We start from the raw sequence: 25333 nt of genomic DNA, 5'->3' as shown, positions 1-25333 counted from the left end.
CGGGGATCGGGGGAAAATTCAGGTACTTTTTCCCTGAAAATTAGGTAGTTGACCACCTCAAAACTGGTAAAACCCCACACCCCACACCCCACACCCCACACCCTGCCACCACCGAAAAGCTTTTTCAGCAAACCCTAATTAAAATTCAAACTTCTGTCACCTCCCTCGATGATGAGACGGTTAATCAACTTTTGCAGAGTCTTTCGGCTAAATTAGCTAAACATCTGGGAAAACCCGAATCCTATGTGATGACAGCTTTAGAATCGGGGATAAAAATGACTTTTGCTGGCACTTTTGAGCCAGTGTGTTATGTGGAGATTAAAAGTGTTGGTTCTATTTCCGCCGCTCAAACTAAAAGCATGAGTAGTGATTTTTGTCAAGAAATTGAGGCTTATTTAGGAATACCGAAAAATCGCATTTATCTAGAATTTGCCGAGGCGAAAGGTGATCTTTGGGGATGGAATGGCACTACTTTTGGCTAATTTATGCCAAAATTATCGGAGATAGGGCTTATTTTAACTCTCTGGTTAAGATTTTTGCCTGTTCAATCCAAGCTAACATCACCGCAATATCGGGACATAAATCGCGTCTTTGCAGATTAGCCACCTGAAAGCGGAGAATCTGTCGATGCAACTGCTGAATTGATGTCTGTGCCAATTGCGGGATGGAAGCAATACCGGCATGAACCAGCAAACCGCAGTATTGACAACCCACGGCGGGAATCGAGGCTAATTCCGCCATTGCCACCCACTTATTAATATATTTAGCCTGAATTTGCATTCTTACTGCTAATTTTTCCTTACCCAATTGCGGACGAACTTTTTGCAGAAGTTGTGCGGTGGTGTCGATACCGCAATCCTTTAATTTTTGGCAATCTTGGTCACTTAACCCCGGCAAATGTTCAATTAACCAGCTTTGCCTGTGGATAAGTTGCGATCGATTCATCGAAATTATTAACTATTGATAAGTAGATTATAGCAGTTAAGTAGGGAGGCACAATTATTTGTAGGATGGGTTAGCGGTAGCGTAACCCATGCGGGCTATCGATTATGAAGAATACATCAGTATTTATAATTTAGTAATTGAATTAATCAGAAATTTTAAAGATGATCTATTAAATGCCGCCGTGACGGAACAGTATAAAAAAGTCAAAAGTATATAGGGTTAATACTAAATCCGTTGAGCACTACATATCAGAACAGGCAAAAGGCAAGAGACAAAAGGGGAAATAAATAATCAGTTTTTAATAACCGGATTTAGTATGACTCCATGACTATCAAGAACTGTTCCAATAGTGGCAAGAGACGAAGTGACTAATTGGAGTAACTTGTCTTTTGTCTCTGCCAAATTCTTATCTTCTGTATTGCGCTGTAAACTTTGAGTATTATAAATTTTTTTAATTAATTCTTCACCAGCAGAAAAAACATTACTATCTGAATATTTGGTTGTACTGGCTTCTTCAAAAAATATATTAATTCCCTCTGACCATTCAGCTTTTAACTCTGAGTCATCTACTTGCTCTAATAGATTATTACTAAGAGATTGAAGTTCTTGAAGCTGCGTTTTGACATGAGGTGCTTTCGCATAAATTCTTCCCCAAGTGGCCAAAAAATCAAAAGTTTGTTCGGCAATTAAAGGGGGTCCGTCCGCAAGACTAACTTTAAAAAAAGCGTCGAGGGCAGGGGCAAGAAGCGCAAAAATTGGTAATTCCCAACTATTGACAGAAGCGGTAAGAACAAGTAGGCTGATTCTAGATGGACTATCAGGGGGAATACTATTGCGAGATAAAATTGACGCAATAAATAACCAAACAACCTCATTGTTAATCTCGCTGTCATTCTGTAGAAGCTTACGTCCCAATACCCCTAAGCCGATTTCTGAAGCTTTGATCGATCCCAGTGCCAACAGAGCGGCAAACTCTCTAACATGACTATCCACCCTTCTCAGATTGCCGAAAGCTCTATCAATTTCTTCTCTAGCGTTATCACTATCGCCAGAGTCTAAAAATTGTTGCACTCTTCTAAGCATCGTTGTCATTCTGTTTGGGGCGAAGGGATAAAGGTAAGACCACTGCGAATTTCAATATCTACACGGGCGTTTTTAGTTTTACGTTTAGAATCCTGAAATGAGTGCGGTTGTGCCTCTGGAGTGACACCACCTTGCTCACTAGCATTTGTAACAAAGCGTTCAGCTTTTCTAAAAGCTTGTTTCCGTTCCTCTCGTTGAAATTCATTGCATTGCCCTTTAATATTAGCAAGAAATAATAATCCTTCTTCAGCAGTAACAGGATTTTTTCTTGCCCAAGAACAACTGTATCCACCCTCTTGCTGGATATCGTCTCCTTGAGCTTGTACCCTCCCACGATAAGGTTCTGACGAACTCGACATATTAAATGTTCAAATTTATTCATTTAAGACAATTATATAGTAATTATCAGCAAAAGTATCAAACAAAGCCCAAATACTTGATTAGAATCAATTATCAAAAGTTTAGCTATAAAATTATGTAGAATGCTTTCGACGACGTACTGGGAAATTACCTGACAAAAAAAAGTTGATAGAACCAAAACGGTCTATCAACTCTTAAAATTATCTATTCAAGAACTAAAAATTAACGTTCTTGAAAGACGATTTTTTTGTCCAGGGAAGGACGGTTATTCGACTTAGAGGGGTACTTACTACCACCACTGCGGGGAGTTTTATTAATCACCGGTTTACTGCTCGTCGGTGCGGGAACTTCCCAATCGGTTTTCATCCACTGAGGACAATTTTGATCGTAGATCATTTGCAGGGCAGCCGCCGCGATCGCTTGGGGATCGTATTCTTCACTTAAATCCCGCACTAAAGGCAAGAAAGAAGCCATACGTTCCCCCGATAAAGCCTCTTTTAGCTGATTTTGCAGCTTGGCCAGGCGTTTTGCTTCTACTTCGGTGCGGCTAGGAATGGGACTAGATTCCAGACGTTGACGCAGACGCTGTTCAATCTGACGCAACAAACGCCGATCGATCGGTTCTACTAAAGATATAGCAGTTCCCGTTTTACCAGCGCGGCCCGTGCGGCCAATGCGGTGAATATAGGTTTCGGCATTATCCGGCAGATCATAGTTAATAACGTGGCTGAGATTTTCCACATCTAGACCGCGGGCTGCGATATCCGTGGCTACCACTAATTTAATTTTGCCCTCGCGGAAACGTTGCACCAGTCGTTCCCGTTGCACTTGGCTTAAGTTACCGTGGTATTCATCCACCGTTTGCCCCGCTTCTTGCAGTTTGCTGGTTAATTCGGCCGCGGTTTGCTTGGTGCGGACGAAAATAATCGCCGATTCTAGGGGTTCGATCTCTAACAGGGGTTGCAGGACTTTTAATTTCGTCCAACCGCGAGGGATCAGATAAATTTTCTGCTCGATCTTAGCAGGAGCGGCCTGGGGTTGAGAAACCGTCACAGAAACGGGAGATTTCAAGAAATTAGCGATTAAATCGCGGATTTCCCGGGGCATAGTTGCCGAGAAACAGGCGGTTTGACGGGTGGAGGGGGATGCTTGCAGAATTTTCTTAACATCATCGATAAAACCCATACTGAGCATTTCGTCCGCTTCATCGAGGACTACCCAGTTTAGGGATTCTAGATGGAGTTTTTTGCGATCGAGCAGATCGATTACCCGGCCGGGAGTCCCGACCACAATCTGGACACCTTTTTCCAGACTGCGGATCTGACGTTCCATGGATTGACCACCACAGACTGTCAGGATAAAGAGACGACGATCATCAGAGAAATCTTTGATGGCGCTGGCCACCTGTTGGGCTAATTCCCGGGTGGGGGTGAGGATTAAAGCTTGAACGTTAGGATTTTTGGTGTCCATGCGTTCCAGTAAAGGCAGGGAATAGGCGGCGGTTTTGCCGGTTCCCGTTTGTGACATTCCTACCATGTCATGCCCTTCTAGAAGGAGAGGGATGGCTTTGGTTTGAATTTCCGTGGGGGTGGTGAATCCAAGCGTTTCTAGGTGTTGAAGACGGCTATCGGATAAACCTAAATTGTTGAAACCAGTGGTCATAGGGATTGTTTTTTGGGAATTAAATAAGAAAAATGGAAAAATTAGACTATTTCGCCGTAGAGATCGTAGGTATCGGCCGCAGTGATTCGGACCGGTACGATCGCACCTAGAATCGCCTCCCCTGTCACATAAACCAAGCCATCCACTTCCGGGGAAAAACGAGCGGAACGCCCGATTAATTCTCCTGTTTCCGGGTTTTCCTGTTCGATGAGAACATCGACAGTGTGACCGATATAAGCTTGATTTTTGCGTTCCGAGATCGGTTGCTGAGTTAACATCAACCTTTCGCGGCGTTCGTCCATAATTGCCTGTGGCACTGGATCGGGCAGGTCAAAAGCGGCTGTACCTTCTTCGGCGGAGAAGGTAAACACCCCGACGTGATCGAACTCATGACGCTTGACAAATTCCAGCAGATGGCTGAAATGTTCCTCGGTTTCTCCGGGGAAACCGACGATAAAAGTCGTTCGTAAAACCGCGTTCGGGATAGCTTGCTTGATCCGCTCGATAATGCCATCGTTGACTCGTCCTTGCCAGGGACGGTTCATCCCCCGCAGGATGTCGGGATGGGAATGTTGTAGCGGCAAGTCTAGATAGGGTAAAACATTCGGGGTCTCTCGGATCGCCTCGATAACCTTTGGCGTTAACCCGGTCGGGTAAGCGTAGTGAACGCGAATCCAAGGTATATCGACTTCTCCCAGCGCTCGCAAGAGTTCCGCTAATTTGGGTTCGCCATATAAGTCTAACCCATAATTGGTTGTTATTTGCGAAATGAGAATTAATTCTTGGACTCCTTGGCTGGCCAATTGTCGCGCTTCGGCCACAATGGACTCGATCGATCTCGATCGCTGATCGCCGCGCAGCTGGGGAATAATACAGAAAGCACAGCGATAATCGCAGCCTTCGGCCACCCGCAGATAGGCGACTCCCTCGCTGGTGGTGCGATAACGGGGCAGATTTTCGTCGGCGATAAAAGTGGGATCGGCGCTGACTTCCTTGACGCGTTCTCCCGTCTCTACCCGTTCGACGATCTCGACAATTTTCTGATAATCCCCCGTGCCGACAATGGCCACGGCTTCCGGCAATTCCGTCAGGAGTTCATCTTGGAAATGTTGGGCCATACAGCCGGAGATAATAATTTTTTTATTAGCTTCCGCCAGTTCCACGAGGGTGCGAACGGATTCTTCTCTAGCTGCTTGAATGAAACTACAGGTATTAACGATAACGTAATCGGCCAACTCCTCGTCATTATCTACGGGATAGCCGGCCTTGGCCAGCAGTCCTAACATATGCTCGGAGTCGATCCGGTTTTTCTCACAGCCCAGGTGTGAGATAGCGATGGTTGGCTTATTGCCCATGCGATCGAGTATCAACCAAATCTTAAACTTCTCTTTTAATGTTAAGACATTGTGAACTACTCTCAACGGATTTGAGAGCTTCCTGCTTCAATGGGATGCGCTTTCTACCTCGAAAGATAGCAAGTCTTACCTTCCCGACCCAGGCAGGAGTCCTAGTTCCTAAGACCCACACTTTTTCTTGCAACACGACCCGTTGAGCTTGGTTATCGCTTAAGGAATAGTGGTCAAGACCCGTTTATGATAACATAGTTTTTTGGAATTGTCTATATACAAAGTCAGCATTGATGAGGGGAACTGTGGGGCGAATTACTTCGCCCCTTTAAAAGCCCCGTCCCATCGCACTAAGTGCGAGGGACGAATGCTGGCACTAAGTTAAAATAATTTCCCCCCCGTGGAACCGTGGCTAGGCCTTCACCCTGTTAAAATGGGTGAGCGGCGCATGGTTGGGGACGCTAAGAGTAGTAGACGCTGTGAACTTAATTGCAACTTTCAAGACAAAAAACCCGATTATTGGCGTGGTTCATCTCGCCCCCCTGCCCACTTCCCCCCGTTGGGGTGGCAGTCTCAAGACGGTGATCGAGCGGGCTGAACAGGAGGCGACGGCTTTGGCTGCCGGTGGTGTTGATGGTTTGATTATCGAGAATTTTTTTGATGCCCCCTTTACTAAGCAACAGGTGGATCCCGCCGTGGTTAGTGCCATGACTTTAATTGTCGATCGCATTAAAAATCTGGTGGTCCTACCGATTGGTCTTAATGTTCTCCGCAATGATGCCCATAGTGCCTTAGCGATCGCTACCTGTGTTAATGCCCAATTTATTCGGGTTAATGTGCTAACGGGGGTTATGGCCACCGATCAGGGCATTATTGAGGGTCAGGCCCACGAACTCCTGCGTTATCGCCGCGAATTGGGGTCTGAGGTCAAAATTTTAGCGGATGTTTTGGTTAAACACGCCCGCCCCTTGGGAACCCCTAATCTGACTACGGCAGTGCAAGATACGATCGAACGGGGACTGGCAGACGGGGTGATCCTCTCCGGTTGGGCTACCGGTAGCCCCCCCAGTTTTGAGGATTTGGAACTGGCAGTGGCGGCGGCCAAGGGAACACCGGTTTTTATCGGCAGCGGGGCTGATCTGGACAATATCGGGCGGTTACTGCCGGCTGCTGATGGGGTGATCGTGGCTAGTTCCCTCAAGCGTCATGGCAAAATTACTGAACCGGTGGATCCGATTCGGGTGTCGCAATTTGTGGAAACAGCCCGGCAGATCAACGATCAAAAGGCAAAAATTGATAATTCGCTGCCTTCTTTGCCTCTGTCCACATAACCCCTTGCTAGAATGGCGGATAGTTGTCGGTCGTCAGCGATCCTAAGTTTTTAGGAATTGAAAACCTCCTAATTAACACAATGTGGTTAGGGAATTTTTCCTTTCGACAAAGTACATTTCGATTTACCTCCTGACTCCTGAATTCTGCTGTAATTTAATCTAAATAATATTATGCGTCGTCGTTCTGTACCTTGGATTCATCGCTACTCCCGGCCCCTAATTGGGGGCGTTTCGATCGTGGGGGCGATTCTGACTGGCTATTTAACCATTACCAAACTGACGGGAGGGGCTGCGGCCTGTACCGCCGGGGCTACTGATGGGGCTGGTTGTAGTGGTGTTCTTAATAGTCCCTACGCTACGGTTTTCGGGCTGCCCTTGAGTTTGTTCGGTTTTTTGGCCTATATTGCCATGGCGGTTTTTGCCCTCAGCCCTCTATTTATTAATGGGGAAACTCAGAAAAATCTCCGCAAAAGTTTAGAAAATAATACTTGGTTATTGCTGTTAGCGGGGGCGACGGCGATGGCGGTATTTAGTGGTTATTTAATGTATATTCTAGCCACGGAATTAAAGGAATTGTGTCCCTACTGCATCACTTCGGCTTTGTTCGCTTTAACCTTATTAATTCTCACAATTATCGGTCGCGAATGGGAAGGTTTAGGACAAATTATACTGCCGATGGTTGTAGTGGCAATGATTACTTTGGTGGGAACTTTAGCGGTTTATGCGGGAGTAAATTCCCCGACGGTGGCAGGAGGAAAAGAAGAAATTACCCGGCCAATGACAGCGGCTAAACCTCCCTACGGTTGGGAAGTAACCACGGTTTCGGGAAAAGCAGAAATCGCCTTGGCTAAACATTTAAAAGCAATTGGTGCGAAGGAATACGGGGCTTTTTGGTGTCCCCACTGTTACGATCAAAAACAGTTATTTGGTAAGGAAGCGGGAGAAATCCTCAAAAAAGAAGGGGTTTATATCGAATGCGATCCCCAAGGGGTTAATGGTAATCCCCAAGCTTGTCGCGATGCCGGAATTAAAGGTTTCCCCACTTGGATTATTAAGGGTCAAGAATATTCGGGAACCCAAAGATTAGAGAAATTAGCGGAGATTTCTGGTTATACCGGCCCGATGAATTTTAAATATACAGTTCCGGGACGTAAGTAGGAAAGAGTTAAAATTTATACTGGAGGCTGAACAAGGTTCAGCCTTTATTGTTGTTTATTAAGTTTAGCTACTTTGATTTATAATAAAAACGTAGATAAGTTGCTAATTATTGGTTATGACTCAGGTAAATCTACAAAAAGCCGCTAATATTCTCGGTGTAACTACCGCAGAAATACTAACATGGCAAAAGAAAAAATTAATCAAAGGTCAGAAAATTAATCAAGTTGATTGGTTATTTAATCTCGAGCAATTAACCAATCTTAAAAATAACCAATCCCCCGGAGAATTGAAAATCTTACAAACTGTTGAACCAACTAATTACACGGTTATCGAATTATTTGCTGGCTGTGGTGGTATGGCTTTAGGTTTAGAAAATGCGGGACTAAAAACACAATTACTGGTGGAAATTAATCAAGATTGTGTTAATACTTTAAGACTCAATCGACCGCAATGGAATGTTATAAATCAAGACATAAAAAAGATTGAATTTTCTGATTTTAGAGACAAAATAGATATTGTAGCTGGAGGTTTTCCCTGCCAACCTTTTAGTTATGCTGGGTTAGGGAAAGGATTAGAAGATTTGAGAGGGAGCTTATTTTTTGAATTTGCTCGTTGTTTACAGGAAGTGCAACCTAAAATCGCTATAGCCGAAAATGTTCGAGGATTATTAAGCAATAAAAAAGGAGAAACCCTGCAATTAATGCTGCAAGCTTTACAGGAAATCGGTTATTATGCTGCTTATCAAGTTTTATCAGCCCAATTTCTCGATGTTCCCCAAAAAAGAGAAAGATTAATTATTATTGCCACCCGTCAAGACTTAAATATTAAACCTATTTTTCCCCAATATAGAAACTATACTATTTCTCTGAAAAAAGCTCTAGAGAATTGTCCAAGTTCTCCAGGAGTAGAATATAAAGAAAGAAAAAAAGAGATTATGTCCTTAGTTCCCCCAGGAGGAAATTGGCGGAATTTGCCGATGGATATTCAAAAAGAATATATGAAAAATAGTCTCAAAAATCACGGCGGACGGACAGGATATGCTAAAAGATTATCTTGGGATGAACCGGCTTTAACTATTACCTGTAGTCCGGCACAAACCCAAACAGAAAGATGCCATCCCCAAGAAACTCGTCCTTTGACTGTGAGAGAATATGCACGAGTGCAGTCCTTTCCCGATGATTGGCAATTTACCGGTAATTTAACCTCTCAATATCGACAGATTGGTAACGCGGTTCCCGTGAATATGGCCTATCATCTTGGTGGCTGTTTAATTAATATGTTGCAAGGGGATTATATCGGGGAAACACAGCCAAAAACTGAACAGTTAAGCATTCCGGGATTAGAAGTTAATTAATTTTGACTAAAAGTAAATAGCGCTTGCTGAATAAATGTGAAATGTATGCAAGGTAAAGGTTTTAGGGATCGTCGCCCGTACTTTTTCAGCAAACCCTAACTATTCATAACTACTGACGCGCAAAAACTATTGATTTAGGATAACAAATACAGTTATAATACTTTTGAATCACCGATAACTGTTTCAGTTTTATTGTTAGATGGTATAGGGAATCTCAATAAATGGATGTTGATTGAGATCAAAATCTGGCTCTTCGGTTTGTGTTATGCAATGGACGGGGGTTATAAGGGATGTAACCCTTATATAGAAAGGCATTTAGCGATTTTTGTCAATTGTTTCTTATCTAGAGCGAACTAATCAATTAAGTCTCTTGCCAGATAAGGATTTAGTCGATTTATGACCCCCTATCGAACCATACCAAGTAACGAAGAACCCAAAATCTTGGGTATTACGAGTGACTAATTTGAGATTATAGTAAAGGGCGATCGCTGCTTGAATTGCATCAGGCAATTTCCATTGAATAACCTTTTTGTTAGGCTGTTTGGTTGCCTTTTTTTTGATTTGTTCACGACGGATTTGAATGACTAAATCAGTGATGTTGACATCTAAATCTATCAGGGGAAAATGGCTTAACAACTCTCCTGCTTTTTCAAAGGAATTATCATCATCAAAACCAATGAGAACTTCGGCTTTAGTAATGACAGAAGTGAGCTTTTAGATAAACTGTAGCTTGGGTAATACCATTAAAATGGTCGATTAAAATACAGGAGTCTATTAATCGTTTCATATCCACTCTTCTCGAATTTTTTGCTGATATTCTAAGCCATCTCCTTTAGTCCAGATTCCCTTAGTTTTATCTAATAAAGCTTCAAAATCGGCTTCTGTCTTTTCATCCTCAACTACTTGAATGTTAATGGCTAACTTTGTTCCTGCTTTAAAGGGTAAGTTAGAGAGGATAATCTTCTGAGAATGATCGATGATTAAATAGGTTTGATAACTATTCATAATTATTGACACGCAAAAACTATTGATTTAAGTAGGTAGGCACAATTATTTGTAGGATGGGTTAGCGGTAGCGTAACCCATGCGGGCGTTGGGTTTCATGCTTCAACCCAACCTACGTTCATTTTATATTTAATTCCACCCACCCACTTAGGACAACAAATACAATTATAATACTTTTGATTTTTATATCTCGTTCCCAGGTTCTACCTGAACTAATAACTGTTCACTGAATCAAGGGTTCTCTCTGAATATTACTTTAAGGCAGAGCCTTAAATATTCTGTTCCAAGGCAGAGCCTTGGAACAAGAGAAAAACAAGAAAAAATTTAGGGTAGGGGCGAAGCATTCGGATAGTAAATTTACGGTTTCAGCGATAGGTTATTGCCCGAATGCTTCGCCCCTACAAGCATTATGAGTTTGATAACTGTTCATAATTATTGACAAGCAAAAACTATTAATTTAGGATAACAAAGACAATTATAATACTTTTGAATCACCGATAACCGTTTCAGTTTCATTGTTCTTAACAAAACTTAATATACTTCAATTTTCTCAAAAAAATTGACCCGCCTAACGGCGAGAAAAAAGTCAAAAAGGGGGAATAAATAATCAGTTTTTAATAACCAGATTTTGTATGACGGAGAGGAGTGTAAATATTTTAAAAATGTAGCTTAGAATACAGTTGTGGGGGGGGGGAATGTGTATCATTCCGCTATCTGCTATTACGGTTAGGTTGGGCTGTTGCTTGATCTGGCTGTGAGGGGCGATCATACTCAACTGTTGGGAAAAGCGAAAACATCAGCAAACCCTAAATACTCAATTTAAGATTATATGCCAATGATTAAAGTTATTTCTACAAAATGGGCAATCAGTGCTGCCAGCACTGCTATGACGGCTAGTGTTGTTACGATTATTGGAGGCTTTTCTCTTCCAAGTTTTGCTTTTACCATTGTTGGTCCTACAGGTGCTGATTATAGACCTTCTGTAGATTTGACGAAGTTAGTCATCGTACCATATGCACCAGGCGCATTAGTAGGAACAGTGAAGTTAAATCCTACTCAAGATCCTAAGTTACCAGAACCTTGGAAGAATCTTTATCTACCCCCTCCAGATGTAGGCGCCGATATTTTTGATGTTTTCGATGCTGATGCGGCAACTCAATTTGCTGGCTGGACAGCAAAACCGGGTAATCCTTTAGGGGGAAAATTAACGATCCTTAATTACCAAGCTGTAGACTGTGGAACTCCATTGAATCCAAAGGAGCAAGCATTCTGTACTATAAATGGGATTAATCGTATTCCCGGCGGCGGAGCTATTATGGATGCATTTTATAGAAAAGGAGCAGCAGATCCTGCAATAAAAGACTTACGATTTATTCAGCTGTTTACAGATAATACAGGAAAATATGGAGCATTAGTTAGTCACATCGACACCCCATTTCCCGATAATGACAATCTTCCTTGGTACTATACAGAAGAAAAAACAACAGAAAACCAAGGACCACCAGGTGCGAACCCTCCTACCGTGATGGCTTTTATGGATGGACCTTCAGATCTAATAACAGAAATTCCATTTAGTCGGGTTGTTCGCTTTGAAACTTACTTAGCTACCTTTGATTTAGAGACTAAAGATGCTACTATCCACGATGGTTGGAGATGGGGCTATGATATAACCGCCCTATGTCCTGCACCTCGAAAAGCACCCAAGATAAAATCATTAGATATCTTAGCTACCGCTCAATCATCTGACGGTTGTGCGGACTTTGGTGACGCTCCTGATAGCTACTCTACATTGCTAAATTCAGACGGTCCATTTTATCGAGAAGGTGATTTACAAAGACTTGGAAATCTCTGGGAGACAGAGCCAGATGGTCAACCCACAGGGCAAGCAGATGGAGATGATAAGAGTATTTTAGGAAATTGTGCTTGTACCGATGGTCTCTTATTAGACGATGAAGATGGTGTAATTTTTGGAGACAGTTGGGTAGATGTAATTTTCAATATTACTCGTCCAGATGCGAACCCTTATCAACTTCGTGCATGGTGGGACACTAATTACAATGGAGTCTTCGACCACACATCAGAACTCTACATTGATGATTTACTCACCCTAGCACCAGGCATCTTTACCAAGCGTTATAATCTAGGATTCAATCCCAAAGCAGATGGTCTTTATAGTCGCTTCCGCCTCACTTGGGACCCGTTAGATTTGGACGTGAAACCGTTTGGTGAATATTACTCTAAAGCAGACTGTAACACCACCGATGCAGCAGCAGGAAACTGTATATCTCATGGAGAAGTAGAAGACTACGTTCATGTTCCCGAACCCAGTTCTATCTTTGGACTTCTCGCTTTCGGGGGACTCGGATTAATGGGACTTCGCAAGAAACGTTAATCCAACATATTTGGTTGGTAGTTCTGTTAGTTAGGGTTTGCTGAAAGAAGCTAGATACAATTTTGAGTAACGCACAGAAAACGGGTTTCTCGGAGAAACCCGTTTTCTACTCATGCACTCATGCAAAAAGGGGAATAAATAATCAGTCTTTAATAACCAGATTTAGTACAACTACCTCTTGCATGAGTTCCTATCCTCAGCCAGAAATTGATTTTGTCCGATTTTACTGTCCGGAGTCTGTAGGGTTGATTCATGAATCAACCCTACCCCACTAGAAATTGATTTTGTCCGATTTTACTGTGCGGGGGGAATAACTTCTAACGGAATACTTTCAGTTTCTCCATCTTTAGATGGATTGACATCGGGACTTTTTTCTGCATCTGGAGTTTTTTCCACCGCTTTGGTTTCCGGGGTAGGGGGATTTTCGGGGGGTACTTCTGGACTGGGGTTCTTTTCCGGGATAGGAGTGAATTCCACCGGGGTTTCGCTTTCAGGAGACGGGGAAACTTCGGGGGAAGGTTCGCTATTACGGGTAGTTTCCGCGGGAGTTTCTTCTATCTGGGGAGATTCTGGGGTAGTTGCGGGGGTATCTGGGGGGGTGTCTTCGCTGATGTTTTGTTCTTCCTGGGGACAAGCTGCCGATTCTAAACCGAGATGACATCGGACTTCCTCCCGTCCCAAAGACACGGCAATTCCCGACACCGACATTAACAAAGCTAGGATGGGTAAGATATTCTTCATAAAATTAGACTTGATTCTACTCCTCGACATCACATTATCTATTTTAGATAGGATCGAATTGATATTGAGAACCCTTTGGCCCCTCATTGCCGCGATTAGCACGCACCAAGGGAACTTGATTAAAAATCTTAAAATCCGTGGTGCTTCCCTGCAAGGTGATTCCTCGATTTAAAGTTTCGACTACAGTAGCACGGTCAGAACTTTTAGCGATCGCTTCTCCTAATACTTTCATGCTATCGTAGGCGGTAGCAGTACGCCAACTGACGCGACCGCGCCAACTTTTCAGCGCATCTTTGGCAAAAGGATCCGTTGCTTGGAAACTCCAAGGTACTGCTAGAACTAATCCGTCGATGCTATCCGCTCCTTGAATAAGGATATCGGGTGTATAAAGTTCATTTCCGCCTAATAAGAGCATTCCAGACGATTCTTGGGCAATAGCCACGGCTTGATCTATGCGATCGCCGTCTTTACTCAGGGACAAAAATACCACCCTAGCGCCGGCTTGTCTTGCCTGATCTATGGCGGTTTTAGCGTTAAAATTGGCTTTGGTTGTGTCTATTGCCTTAACTATCTTGCCTCCCGGTTCCTTTATTGCTTTAGCAAAGGAATCCTTTAATTTTTGACTATAGGGACTATCGGAATTATAAAACAGAACCACTGAGGGAGAATTCTCTTGCTGACTAGCATAATTAGCCAAAGTTTTGGCCACTGCTTCCAGATAACTGCCTAAAACTTCCTGAGATTTATCCTTAAGGGGAATAGTTTTCAGGGTTGATTTTCCCGTTTGACTAACACTGGTAGTCAGGGGAGAAAGAATCGCTAATCCTTCTTTTTCGTAACTTTCAATCGCTTTTTGACTAAAAGGATCGATTCCGTGGCCCATAACTGCTAAAACTTGACCGGATTGAATCAGATCATCAGCGATCGCTTTTGATTGTAACCCACCACCATCATTAGCGATGACTATTTCCAAAGGATTACCCGGATTAGAATTATTAAACTCCTCTTGATACCTTGCCACACCTCGGAGAATTTCCTTGGCGCTGTTGGGGTCGTTAGCGATGGGGACAACGACGGCTATAGTATTCTGATTACCTTTTTCTCTGGCTTTGGCGTTATTGTAATAGATTTTGCCTTCCGGATCGTTTGCTTGGGGAGTGGCTGCTAGTTGATAATCTGCGATCGCATTTGCCCAATCTTCTTTTTTAAAGGCCGCTGCGCCTTTTTCTTTGTTAGGAGTGGAATTAAGCAGTATTTTCTCACCTTGGCTAAATAAATCGGGATTTTTAGCCGTATTACTCACAAAAGTTGCCTTGGTTTGCTTGTCTGGGGTTTCTTCCAGGACGACTGGGGAAGTATCGGGTTTGGGAATCACCATTTGCAATAGACTCCAACCCCCTAAACCTGCGGTTAAAGCGGTAATTATCAAAGCGAAGGGAAGTAACCAGTTAGATTTTTGGCCAACTCTAGTTGTACCCCCCGGGGAGACCACCACCGTGGTTTTAACCGTCGTTGTTACGGGATCCATCGCTTCCCTAGGCAGGCCACAGATAGGACAATCAGGAGTAGTATTGTCGCAGGGTTCATGACCTCCCGCAATCGCTTGCGGATAAGTTTTACCATCTTTAGGGATACCGTCACATTGCCAAGTAGTCATAATCAGTTATCAGTTATCAGTTATCAGTTATCAGTGGGTAAGTTATCAGTTATCAGTTATCAGTGGGTAAGTTATCAGTGGGTAAGTTATCAGATTTGAGTTTTAAGTGAGCAGTATGTGTTAAGTGAGCAGTATTAAATAGCAGTTTCTTGCCATCTTTTCACTGTTTACTGATTACTGTTTACTGTTTACTGGTCACTGTTTACTGATTACTGTTTACTGGTCACTGGTCACTGTTTGAGGACGTTGTCGTAAGCTTTGGAAATAGAGGCCACCGATAAGCAGTAAAAAGAGGATATAAGCAACAATTTGACTAATATAGAGGTTTTGACGATAACCAAACAGGGATTTGAGGAGGAGTCCGGGGAAAGTGCGATCGCTCAAAATTTGGGAACCGTCCCAAACTTGAAAACCGAGAAGACAGGAAGAAGGGAGAGAAGGACAGAAATGGCGATAAAAAGGGTCAATTTCACTTAAAAGACTGATTCCTGCGTCGATATGTTTCAAAACACCGATGAGTAATCCCGCAACGATTAAGAGCAGCAAAGTCCCCATAATTTGGAAAAAGAGACGGATATTAATTTTTACTCCCCCCGCAAATAGGAGAGTTCCCAACAAGGTTGCGACACTTAACCCTGCTATCGCACCGAAGGTTTGTATCTGCCAATCTTTTTGGAATTGGGCCAGGATAAAGAGGACAGTTTCAAATCCCTCCCGCAAGACAGCGATAAAAACGAGCAGAAAAATCGCTTTTCCTGCCCCATTTTCCGATTTTAAACCCGCTTTTACCGCACTTTCTACCTCAGATTTCAAAGATTTGGCCTGTTGAGTCATCCAAATTAACATCCAACTCAACATCAAAACGGCAATCAGTCCAAAAGTGGCGGCCAGTAATTCCTTGAGCATTGGTACGAATGGACTAGGAGAGGCATCCACTTGCAAAAGGATTCCCCCTAGCAAAATACCGACTAAAACACTAGCCACCACTCCCGCACCAATACCACGATACACCCATGAGTTAAGTTGCGATCGACCCGATTTTTGTAAACAAGCGAGGACAATTCCCACCACTAAAGCGGCCTCGAAACCTTCCCGGAGAGTGATAATAAAAGTGGGTAAAGCGGAACTAAGATTCATAAGCTAGTGGATAAACTCTAGCTTTGATCCTAGCTTAAGCAAAATCCCGCAGCATCTTGCGAATTTCCAGATTGTGTAATTCTTCTTGTCCGATCATACCGCGGGCGAATTCTTCCAGGTAAATACTGGCATCTTCGACGGTTTCTAGGAGTGCTTTGTACAAATCAAGGGATTTTTTCTCATGATTGAGGCTCTCACTCAAGATTGCTTTGATATTGTGTTCATAGCTTTCCTCGATGGGGGCAATTTTTAAGCTAGGATGACCTTCTAAACCGGTGAGAATTTCCCCAACTTGTTGCGCGTGGGTGAGGGACTCCGTGGCCTGAGTCTGGAAAAATTGGACGATGGGGATGCGATGGGGACCTGTCACCATCAGGGAATAGTGGGTGTAACGGACAACTCCCGCTAGTTCAAATTCCATGATTTCGTTCAGTTGTTCGATGGTTTTGTCTCTGTCTAGTTCTCGCATAAGATTCTCAATAATTTGTCTCTAATTGCAATTGTAGCTAATCCAAACCGGCTAAATGAATCTAAAAACCTTGTTGGCTAATATCTTTAGGCTTTTTTGCCATCAAAAAAGTGCCAGCCATTTGAGCAATCGGGAGGAAAATTTAGGCACTTTTTCCCTGAAAATGCCTAAAACCCTACACCCCACGACAAACCCTTTCAGCAAACCCTAGGTGCTGAATCGAGGCGATCGAGTCAAAAAGATTTTAGCCGGGGGAATAGCAACTCAAGAGGTCATTAAAGGTTTCATTTTGCCTTAAACCATCGAAAACAAAGTTATTACGCACTAATTCGCCACATATATCCGGTTCTATGTCTAGAGCTTCCCGTAAACAGTCGATCGCTTTTTCTTGTTGACCGAGGGCGGCATAACAGCAGGCGGCATTATACCACGCATAGCGATCATCTTGATCGATTTTTAACGATTCTTCATAACAGGCGATCGCTTCTGGTAAACGCTGTAATTCCTGTAAGATCACACCCTGTTGATACCAGGACCAGTAATCTTGCGGTCGGATATCGAGGGCGGTACGATAATTAAATAAAGCCTCTTGGGGATTGCCCCAATCCCGGAAAGCGTCGCCGCGACGATACCAGGCCCAATAATCCCGGGGTCGCGCCCCCAAGGCCAGATCATAGAAAGTGATAGCGCGTTCGTAATTTTTCAGCAATCGATAGGCCTCCCCTTGCCGGTAGGCTGCCCAATAGTCCCCCGGACTATGACTTAGGGCCCGTTGAAAACAAGCGATCGCTTTTTCGTAGTCCTTTAATTCCTGTAGATAAACACAACCTTGGTCGTACCAAGCCCAATAGTTATCATCCTTTACCTGTGCGGCGTTAGCATAACTTTGAGCCGCTTCTTCATACATTCCCAAGTCTTCTAGTATCATACCCCTTTTGTACCATGCCCAATAATCATCTGGATAATATTCTAAGGCTTTTTCGTAGCTGATTAAGGCTCCAAAATAGTCCATTCTTTCTTTTAAAATATTGCCTTGGTCATACCAGTCCCGATAGGTATCCGGACGGCATTCGAGCGCTCGATAGACAGTGAGTAGATAGGTCATAGTTATTAATCGATAGTAAGTAGGGAGGCACAATTATTTGTAGGATGGGTTAGCGGTAGCGTAACCCATGCGGGGGTTGGGTTTCATGCTTCAACCCAACCTACGTTCATCTTATATTTAATTCCACCCACCTACTTAATTAGAGCCGTCAGTCTTATCAGTTATCAGTGGGATTGTTCGGTGGGCAGTGGGTACTTTTTCCCTGAAAATTAGGTAGTTGACCACCTGAAAATCGGTAAAACCCTACACCCCACACCCCACACCCCACACCCTGCCCCCAGGAAAAGCTTTTTGCCGCAAACCCTAGTTATACTTTTAGAACAGATTCAGATCCGTTAAAGCGCCGAGACTGCTAGAGGAGACTAACTTGGCGAATTTGCCGAGAATTCCCGTTTTATAGCGTGGGGGGCGCGGTTGCCAATGGTTACGACGACGGGTTAATTCTTCCTCCGATACATTTAACTGCAAGAGACGCTGACGAGCATCAATAGTGATTTGATCCCCTTCCTCTACTAGGGCAATTGTACCACCCACCGCCGCTTCTGGAGCGACGTGACCGACCACCATGCCATAGGTTCCCCCGGAAAAACGACCATCGGTAATTAATCCCACGGAATCCCCTAAACCGGCGCCGATAATTGCCGAAGTGGGGGCTAACATTTCCCGCATACCCGGTCCACCTACTGGTCCCTCGTAACGGACAACCACCACATCCCCAGCTTGAATTTTTCCAGCTAAAATTGCCTCTAAACAGGTTTCTTCCGACTCAAACACCCGCGCCGGTCCGGTGATTACCGGAGTTTTCACGCCGCTAATTTTGGCCACCGCCCCCTCTGTGGCCAGATTTCCTTTTAAAATGGCTAAATGACCCTCTTTATAGACAGGATTGCTAAAAGGACGGATAACATCTTGTCCTGAGGGCGGTTGGTCGGGAATATCGGCTAAAATCTCGGCGATAGTCTGACCGCTAATGGTGAGAGCATCCCCGTGTAGTAAACCATTAACCAGGAGAATTTTCATCACTTGGGGAATACCGCCGGCTTTGTGCAGATCCACGGTAACGTAACGCCCGGAGGGTTTAAGATCGCAGATAACCGGTACACGCTGCCGGATAGTTTCAAAATCATCGATCGATAATTCTACCCCGATGGTGCGGGAAATGGCTAAAAGGTGCAGCACAGCGTTAGTGGAACCTCCCACCGCCATAATTACCGAAATGGCGTTTTCAAAGGCTTTACGGGTCAAAATTTGGCTAGGGAGAATCTGTTTTCTAACCGCCTCGACCAAAACCTTGGCCGATTCTTCGGTACTATCGGCTTTTTCCGCATCTTCGGCGGCCATGGTTGAGGAATAGGGTAAACTCATCCCCATGGCTTCAAAAATGGAAGACATGGTATTAGCAGTAAACATTCCACCACAGGAACCGGCCCCGGGGCAAGCGTTGCGTTCAATTCCGATGAGGTCTTCTTCACTGATTTTACCGGCGCTGTACTGTCCCACGGCTTCAAAGGAACTGACCACGGTTAAATCGCAATCTTTGTAGCGCCCCGGTTTAATCGTGCCACCATAGACGAAAATAGCGGGAATATTCATCCGGGCCATGGCAATCATTGCCCCCGGCATATTTTTGTCACAACCCCCGATAGCGAGGACTCCATCGAGACTTTGACCATTACAGACGGTTTCAATGGAATCGGCGATTACTTCCCTAGAAACGAGAGAATATTTCATTCCTTCTGTTCCCATGGAAATCCCGTCACTAATGGTGATAGTCCCGAAAAGTTGCGGCATTCCCCCCGCTAATCTCGTGGCTGCTTCGGCACGCATTGCTAAATCATTAATTCCCATGTTACAGGGGGTAATGGTGCTAAATCCGTTAGCGATGCCGATGATTGGTTTGCTAAAGTCCTCATCCCCAAAACCTACCGCTCTTAACATGGCCCGATTAGGACTGCGTTGGGTACCTTGGGTAACAATGCGACTTCTGTAGTTATCTGCCATAACTTTATCTTTCTCCAATGGCGGCTGACGGGTGCGATCGCGGCTCAAGTTCTCCAATCGCACCTTTATTTCTATTTTCTGACTTTTGGCCGCTCTGAGCAGGTTTTAGGACAGTCCATCTCTAAAGAAAATATAAAACTGTGGGATGATTCAGGGTACAACTATAAAATCAGCAATATCGAGAGTTCCTGTTAATCCAGTGATTTCGATAATTGCGTCGGTGGCTGCATTAAATTCTCGACATTGGCTCCTAAAGTCAAATTAACCGAGGCTCGAATGGTATCGATTTCTGTGGTAAGGTTAATTTATCAGTGCGAAATCAGCCGCTATCAGGGTAGGAACAGTCAACAAATTGGCAAATTCAGAGCCACTTCCTAAACCAGCAGCACTACCATTTTGATTGTAGTAAATACTGCCACTACTGGTACTGTAAACGATAAAAGCGCTGCTAGTGGCGACTAAATCATCGTCAGCGACGCTGGCAAATTCAGCCGGTTGACTGAAGCCATTGCCAATGATACTTTGTAAGGCAGTAAAGATGGCTTTACTTAATACTATTTTATCACTGCCCGAAGTGAAATCGCTGATGGCATCGATGCCTAAATTACTACTGTTGAAGATAAAATTATCGCTACCATTACCACCAGTAAGTAAATCATCACCAAAACCACCAATTAAGCTATCGTTTCCGTTTTGACCGGTTAATTGATCGTTGCCACCACCACCAGTTAGAGTATTATTAAGGCTATTCCCGGTTAGTCGGTCATTACCGCTATCGCTAATAATATTTTCGATGGTGTTATTTGCCGAAAAAGTCAATTTTAGATTATTGGTGACGGCGGTTTGGACAGCAGTAGTCCCCAAGTTAACTCTTACTGCGGTATTTGTCCCAGTAAAGTCGAGGGTATCGATACCACCAGTGGTAGTTTCTTGGATGGTATCGCTTCCTAATGGGGTTGAAGCATTGAAACAGTAAATATCGTTACCATTAGCACCAGCGAGGATATTGTTACCGCTATTTCCAGTGATTTTATTGTCACCAGCGTTACCTGTACCATTAATATTATTACTGCCAATTAGTCTGAGGTTTTCGACATTATTGGGTAAGGTTCGAGTAATGCTGCTTTGTAGGGTGTCAGTAATAATTACTTGTCCAATTGCTTCGTCGGGATTGATGGTAGCATTAACCGCATTTGACAGGGTTACTGTAAAAGCTTCATCAGGTTCATTGAGGTTATCATTGAGGATGGGAATGCTAATAGTAGCGGTGGCAGTATTAGGTGCAATGGTGATAGTTCCAGTTTTGCTAGTGTAATCTACATTAGCGGTAGCGTTAATGGGTGCAGTGGTATAGTTGACGCTAATTGGTTGTGTACTTGGATTATTTACAGTGACGGTGAGGATTGCATTACTATTTTGACCTTCCACCACGGTGATGTCATTGATGGAGAGTTGCGAGGTGACAGTGCTATCGTCATCATTAATCGTACCTTGTCCTTGATTATCGGTTATCGTAACATTACGACCATTGGCTTGTAAGTTACTCAGATTGAGGAAGAAAGTCTCGTTATTTTCAACTTTAGTATCGCCATTGACAGCAACAGTAATCGTCTTAGAAGTCTCCCCAACATTGAAGGTTAAGGGAGTAGTAGCAATCGCTGTATAATCATTATCTGCTGTGGTAGCGGTTCCATTGGCTGTAGAGTAATTGAGGGTGACAGATGTATCAACTGGATTGGAAAGGGTGACGGTAAAGACTGCATTGGTAGTCCCGCTATTTCCTTCGCTAACAGTTACGTCATTGATTGAAATAGAGGCACTGTCATCATTGGTAATTGTTCCCGTGGCTGCGTTGGGAGTACCTACGGTATAACCTGTCCCCGCAGCAAGGGTTAAAATGACGGTTTCATCGGGTTCAACTGTGGTGTCAGCAGTGGGGTCAAAGGTTACAGTCGCAGTGGATGAACCAGCAGCAAAGGTGACACTGGTGGGAATAGAAGTGTAATCGGTTCCATTAGTAGCTGTTCCCCCAACTGTATAGTTAGCGGTTAAGGCGCTGGTAGTAGAACCGGTACGAGTAAAGGTATAGACTAAGTTAGTTGTCCCATCTTCTGTCACACTACTGGGAGAAACCGCAAGCGTAATACTGGGAAGAGTCGGACTAGAAACATAGCTAAAATAACTAGCAGTTAGACTTAATGCTGTTTGATCAGTGATATAAGCAATCAGTTCATCTGGTTCGGTTCCGGGTTTGTTGATGTAGAGATTAGTAGTGGAACCAGAAACTGTTAAGAGATAGTCACTACTTGAACCGCGTAGCTGAATTATATCATCAGTGGGGTTAAAGTCATAGATTATCGCGTAGTCGCTAGTACCTCCAGTAGTTGAAAAACCGTCATCATAGAACATCCTTGTCGTATCTCCAAGGATAAAGAGATCGTTTTCTGTTCCCCCTCTTAGCGCATCCGATTCTCCTATACCGCTATTTGTTCCTTGTAGGGTGTCATTCCCATTACCCCCGCTCAGATCATCATAACCAGCACCCCCATTGAGGACATCATTCCCATCATCTCCATAAATTTCGTCATTACCAGCATTACCTGAAATAGTATCATTACCCCTTCCACCAGAGAGTCTATCTCTTTCTATACCGCCAAAGATAACATCATTATACTCAGTTCCCTTAAATGGAGAAGTCTGGCCAAAACTCTCAATCGAAGTAAAGGTATCAGTTTCCGTACCGACAGTAATCGTTCCACTCCCAGCGGTGTCGTAGGTCATGGTTAAACCACTACTACCATAGCTGTAGTCAGCATGATAGCGATCACTACCAGCACCACCATTTATCGTGTCATTATTGCCTTCATCGCCGGTAAAGTAATCATCTCCTGAATCACCATTGAGGAGATCATTACCATTACCACCATAAAGCTGATCATTACCTACACCCCCATTGAGGACATCATTCCCATCCTCTCCATAAATTTCGTCAAAACCAGCATTACCTGAAATAGTATCGTTACCACCTCCACCTTTGAGTCCACCCTCATAATATTCATTTTCTGTCCCGCCAAAAATGACATCATTATACTCAGTTCCCTTAAACCCGTTAAAATTCTCAATCGAAGTAAAGGTATCAGTTTCTGTACCAACAGTAATCGTCCCACTCCCGGTAGCGGTATTGTAGGTCATGGTTAAACCGCTACTAGCATAGCTGTAGTCAGCCTCATAGCGATCAATCCCACTACCACCATTTATCGTGTCATTACCGTCCTCATTGGTAAAGTAATCATCTCCTGCATCACCATTGAGGCTATCATTCCCACTACCACCATAAAGTTGATCATTATCAGCACCACCATTGAGGACATCATTCCCATCCTCTCCATAAATTTCGTCAAAACCAGCATTACCTGAAATAGTATCGTTACCACTTCCACCTGAGAGAGCGCCATAATAATAATAAAATTCACTTTCTGTCCCGCCAAAAATGACATCATTATACTCAGTTCCCTTAAACCCGTTAAAACTCTCAATCGAAGTAAAGGTATCAGTTTCTGTACCGACAGTAATCGTCCCACTCCCGGTAGTGGTATTGTAGGTCATGGTTAAACCGCTACTAGCACTACTGTAGTCAACCTCATAGCGATCAGTCCCACTACCACCATTTATCGTGTCATTACCCGCATCGTTGGTAAAGTAATCACTTCCATCCCCACCGTTAAGAGAGTCATTACCATTACCTCCATAAATATTATCGCTTCCCCCCAGACCACTTAAAGTATCATTGCCATCTAACCCAAAAATATTATCACTGTCAGAAGTTCCCGTAATATTATCATTCCCATTAGTACCCGTAAAATCCGCCTGTTCTACTTGAATAATTTCCCCATTTACTATAATTGTTGTCTGGTCATTCTCTGCTCGTAAAGCGTCTAAGGTTGCCACATCCAGACTATTTCCCCGCACCAACTCCGCAAAAATTGCTCCCTCATCTCCGGCGCTATCCACCTGATTAATTTGAGCATCCACATAATGCCCAATTTCTTCTAAAATTACATTAATTATCGATGCTGACGAGGCCGTATTTAAAAAAGATGCTGATAGATAAATCTTATTCGTACTGCTGGCATAAGCACCATTCGCCGTCCCCAAAACCTCATCACTGAGTACCTCAATCGGGGGAATTTGACTAAAATTTCGGCTTTGCCACTGTTGTCGTAATTGCGTCGCCTTAACCACATCATAACTTGTGCCAAAAGCAGTTTCTAAATTCGCCCAAAAACCATCAGATTGAGCAAAATAGAACAAAACATCGTCAACAACAGGAAGAATCGGCAAAAGAGGGGTAGTCATGACAGTAACAGCAAAAGTTTATTGCTAACAATTTTAGCATAACAATGGCCAATTTTTCAAGACACCTGTAACAGAAATTAACATTTATACAGAAAACGGGTTTCTTCAAGAAACCCGTTTTCTTGGGCGACAAACCAGAATTATTCAGGTTTGATTAACTGATTTAAATAGCCTTGAAAATCTGAGATTGAGTCAAGAGTAATCGCTTGTCTTAAGAGATTTTTCAGAAGAGAAGTGTCTTGAATTTGGCTAATCTCATCAACCAGTTCCGAAGGCACATTCTCAAACCGAATCTCAAGGGCATCAATGACAGATTCTCGAGCTTTTTGAATCATCCCCTTTTCCATTCCCATTCTTTCAACACTGGTAATATAAGGCATTCTTTTTTCCTCCTCGTACTGATTTAATTCCTGTTGAAACTCTTGTTCTAATTCAGTGGGTAAGCTCATCAACCAATCGATAAACTTAAAGAGGTTGAGAATATCCTCTCGTTGATAACCCTGTTCGTACAACCGTTTAGTTAATGCTAATTTCGCTTCTTTGCGCTTTTTTCGGTTTTGCCGAGTTTCTAAAGCTTGGAGATGCGCCATCACGACTGTAGCAAAAGGATTGCGGCTGGCTGCTAAAGCTGACCACTGCTGCTTAAATTCTAGCAACTTGACGACCGGAAAGCGAAAACTCACTTGACAATCAAATAACTCACGTTCAAATTGATTGGGTCGCCAAGAAGCATTATCATCACCTAAAACTGCCAAACTCGCTACTGAACGCCTGTAACGATCATAAATGCGATAGTAATAGACAAACATCCGTTCAGCAAAGTCAATTTCTCGCTGACCCTGGATTTCTATGTGGATTAAAACCCAGGTCTCTTCTCCCGCAAGACGATAAATTTTCACCAACTTATCGACGAGACGTTTGCCTAACTCAGCATCGCGCACCACTTGTTGAAGTTCTTTGTCGAGAAATTCAAAGCCTTGATTCCAATCAATACCCGCGTGAGCTTGAGGAAAAAAGAAGGAAACAAAGTCTTCAAAGTAGATTTCTAAGACATCTTTCCAAGGAGTATCAAAATCAGTATTTGGGTTAGTCATTTCAGTTATCAGTTATCAGTTATCAGTTATCAGTTATCAGTTATCAGTTATCAGTTATCAGTTATCAGTTATCAGTTATCAGTTATCAGTTATCAGTTATCAGTTATCAGTTATCAGTTATCAGTTATCAGTTATCA

21 protein-coding genes and 1 pseudogene are annotated in these 25333 nt (G+C 43.4%); 6 read left to right on the top strand and 16 right to left on the bottom strand.

Annotated elements, in window-relative coordinates; all coding sequences use genetic code 11:
- Positions 1-137 precede the first annotated feature (137 nt).
- On the top strand, positions 138-482 hold the full coding sequence (locus O9295_RS13000; protein WP_159294496.1) for a phenylpyruvate tautomerase MIF-related protein: 345 nt from the start codon (positions 138-140) through the stop codon (positions 480-482).
- A gap of 28 nt (positions 483-510) precedes the next feature.
- Here O9295_RS13000 and O9295_RS12995 read toward each other — a convergent pair whose 3' ends face one another.
- Positions 511-945, bottom strand: coding sequence for a DUF4332 domain-containing protein (locus tag O9295_RS12995; RefSeq protein WP_002798996.1), 435 nt, complete (start codon positions 943-945; stop codon positions 511-513).
- An 88-nt stretch (positions 946-1033) separates the two neighbouring features.
- On the opposite strand from O9295_RS12995, the gene O9295_RS12990 reads away from it, so the two are divergent.
- Positions 1034-1162 carry a hypothetical protein gene (locus O9295_RS12990; protein ID WP_261779304.1) on the top strand — a complete coding sequence of 43 codons (129 nt, stop codon included), beginning with the start codon at positions 1034-1036 and terminating at the stop codon, positions 1160-1162.
- A 74-nt stretch (positions 1163-1236) separates the two neighbouring features.
- On the opposite strand, the gene O9295_RS12985 is transcribed toward O9295_RS12990, so the two are convergent.
- From O9295_RS12985 to rimO, 4 genes are all read right to left on the bottom strand, one after another.
- Positions 1237-2028: a hypothetical protein gene (locus tag O9295_RS12985; RefSeq protein ID WP_288033208.1), complete on the bottom strand. Its 792-nt coding sequence runs from the start codon at positions 2026-2028 to the stop codon at positions 1237-1239.
- 5 nt (positions 2029-2033) lie between these two features.
- Complete coding sequence (locus O9295_RS12980; RefSeq protein ID WP_147069089.1) at positions 2034-2387, bottom strand: hypothetical protein; 354 nt, start codon at positions 2385-2387, stop codon at positions 2034-2036.
- A 223-nt stretch (positions 2388-2610) separates the two neighbouring features.
- Positions 2611-4050 (bottom strand): DEAD/DEAH box helicase, encoded by a 1440-nt coding sequence (locus O9295_RS12975; RefSeq protein ID WP_002763242.1) that lies wholly within the window; start codon positions 4048-4050, stop codon positions 2611-2613.
- A gap of 41 nt (positions 4051-4091) precedes the next feature.
- Positions 4092-5405 (bottom strand): 30S ribosomal protein S12 methylthiotransferase RimO, encoded by a 1314-nt coding sequence (gene rimO / locus O9295_RS12970; RefSeq protein ID WP_288033214.1) that lies wholly within the window; start codon positions 5403-5405, stop codon positions 4092-4094.
- Positions 5406-5875: 470 nt separating this feature from the next.
- Between rimO and btpA the strand changes: the two genes are divergently transcribed.
- The 3 genes from btpA to O9295_RS12955 all read left to right on the top strand — a co-directional run bounded on the left by btpA (position 5876) and on the right by O9295_RS12955 (position 9239).
- Positions 5876-6727 (top strand): photosystem I biogenesis protein BtpA, encoded by an 852-nt coding sequence (gene btpA / locus O9295_RS12965; protein ID WP_288033206.1) that lies wholly within the window; start codon positions 5876-5878, stop codon positions 6725-6727.
- A 171-nt stretch (positions 6728-6898) separates the two neighbouring features.
- Positions 6899-7885: a vitamin K epoxide reductase family protein gene (locus tag O9295_RS12960; RefSeq protein WP_288033204.1), complete on the top strand. Its 987-nt coding sequence runs from the start codon at positions 6899-6901 to the stop codon at positions 7883-7885.
- A gap of 115 nt (positions 7886-8000) precedes the next feature.
- Entirely contained in the window at positions 8001-9239 is a 1239-nt protein-coding gene (locus O9295_RS12955) for a DNA cytosine methyltransferase (RefSeq protein ID WP_288033203.1), read from the top strand.
- Between the two features lie 357 nt (positions 9240-9596).
- Here the strand turns inward: O9295_RS12955 and O9295_RS12950 are convergent, their stop codons facing one another.
- Both O9295_RS12950 and O9295_RS12945 read right to left on the bottom strand, forming a co-directional pair.
- Complete coding sequence (locus O9295_RS12950) at positions 9597-9917, bottom strand: PIN domain-containing protein (protein ID WP_288033213.1); 321 nt, start codon at positions 9915-9917, stop codon at positions 9597-9599.
- A 105-nt stretch (positions 9918-10022) separates the two neighbouring features.
- The gene (locus O9295_RS12945; RefSeq protein ID WP_008198534.1) at positions 10023-10244 is read right to left on the bottom strand and encodes a hypothetical protein; all 222 of its coding nucleotides are present in this window, start codon (positions 10242-10244) and stop codon (positions 10023-10025) included.
- An 835-nt stretch (positions 10245-11079) separates the two neighbouring features.
- Between O9295_RS12945 and O9295_RS12940 the strand changes: the two genes are divergently transcribed.
- On the top strand, positions 11080-12636 hold the full coding sequence (locus O9295_RS12940; protein WP_288033202.1) for a PEP-CTERM sorting domain-containing protein: 1557 nt from the start codon (positions 11080-11082) through the stop codon (positions 12634-12636).
- Positions 12637-12930: 294 nt separating this feature from the next.
- Here the strand turns inward: O9295_RS12940 and O9295_RS12935 are convergent, their stop codons facing one another.
- The 9 genes and pseudogenes from O9295_RS12935 to O9295_RS12900 form a co-directional block, all read right to left on the bottom strand.
- Entirely contained in the window at positions 12931-13377 is a 447-nt protein-coding gene (locus O9295_RS12935) for a hypothetical protein (protein WP_190722146.1), read from the bottom strand.
- Between the two features lie 43 nt (positions 13378-13420).
- Entirely contained in the window at positions 13421-15034 is a 1614-nt protein-coding gene (locus O9295_RS12930; protein WP_288033201.1) for an ABC transporter substrate-binding protein, read from the bottom strand.
- A gap of 216 nt (positions 15035-15250) precedes the next feature.
- Positions 15251-16171: an FTR1 family iron permease gene (locus O9295_RS12925; protein WP_288033199.1), complete on the bottom strand. Its 921-nt coding sequence runs from the start codon at positions 16169-16171 to the stop codon at positions 15251-15253.
- A gap of 34 nt (positions 16172-16205) precedes the next feature.
- The gene (locus O9295_RS12920) at positions 16206-16640 is read right to left on the bottom strand and encodes a ferritin-like domain-containing protein (protein WP_002731529.1); all 435 of its coding nucleotides are present in this window, start codon (positions 16638-16640) and stop codon (positions 16206-16208) included.
- Between the two features lie 244 nt (positions 16641-16884).
- On the bottom strand, positions 16885-17745 hold the full coding sequence (locus O9295_RS12915) for a tetratricopeptide repeat protein (RefSeq protein WP_288033196.1): 861 nt from the start codon (positions 17743-17745) through the stop codon (positions 16885-16887).
- Positions 17746-18060: 315 nt separating this feature from the next.
- The gene (gene ilvD, locus O9295_RS12910; RefSeq protein ID WP_185238029.1) at positions 18061-19746 is read right to left on the bottom strand and encodes a dihydroxy-acid dehydratase; all 1686 of its coding nucleotides are present in this window, start codon (positions 19744-19746) and stop codon (positions 18061-18063) included.
- Between the two features lie 150 nt (positions 19747-19896).
- Positions 19897-19974 (bottom strand): annotated as a pseudogene (locus tag O9295_RS27400) (bluetail domain-containing putative surface protein); the annotation flags it as partial.
- 72 nt (positions 19975-20046) lie between these two features.
- Entirely contained in the window at positions 20047-24102 is a 4056-nt protein-coding gene (locus tag O9295_RS12905; RefSeq protein ID WP_288033194.1) for a beta strand repeat-containing protein, read from the bottom strand.
- 140 nt (positions 24103-24242) lie between these two features.
- Positions 24243-25196: an RpnC/YadD family protein gene (locus O9295_RS12900; RefSeq protein WP_288033193.1), complete on the bottom strand. Its 954-nt coding sequence runs from the start codon at positions 25194-25196 to the stop codon at positions 24243-24245.
- Positions 25197-25333: the final 137 nt, after the last annotated feature.

The organism is Microcystis sp. LE18-22.4A (assembly GCF_027531105.1).
In the GTDB taxonomy this organism is placed as follows: domain Bacteria; phylum Cyanobacteriota; class Cyanobacteriia; order Cyanobacteriales; family Microcystaceae; genus Microcystis; species Microcystis aeruginosa.
This window is presented reverse-complemented; position numbering and strand designations above follow the sequence as displayed.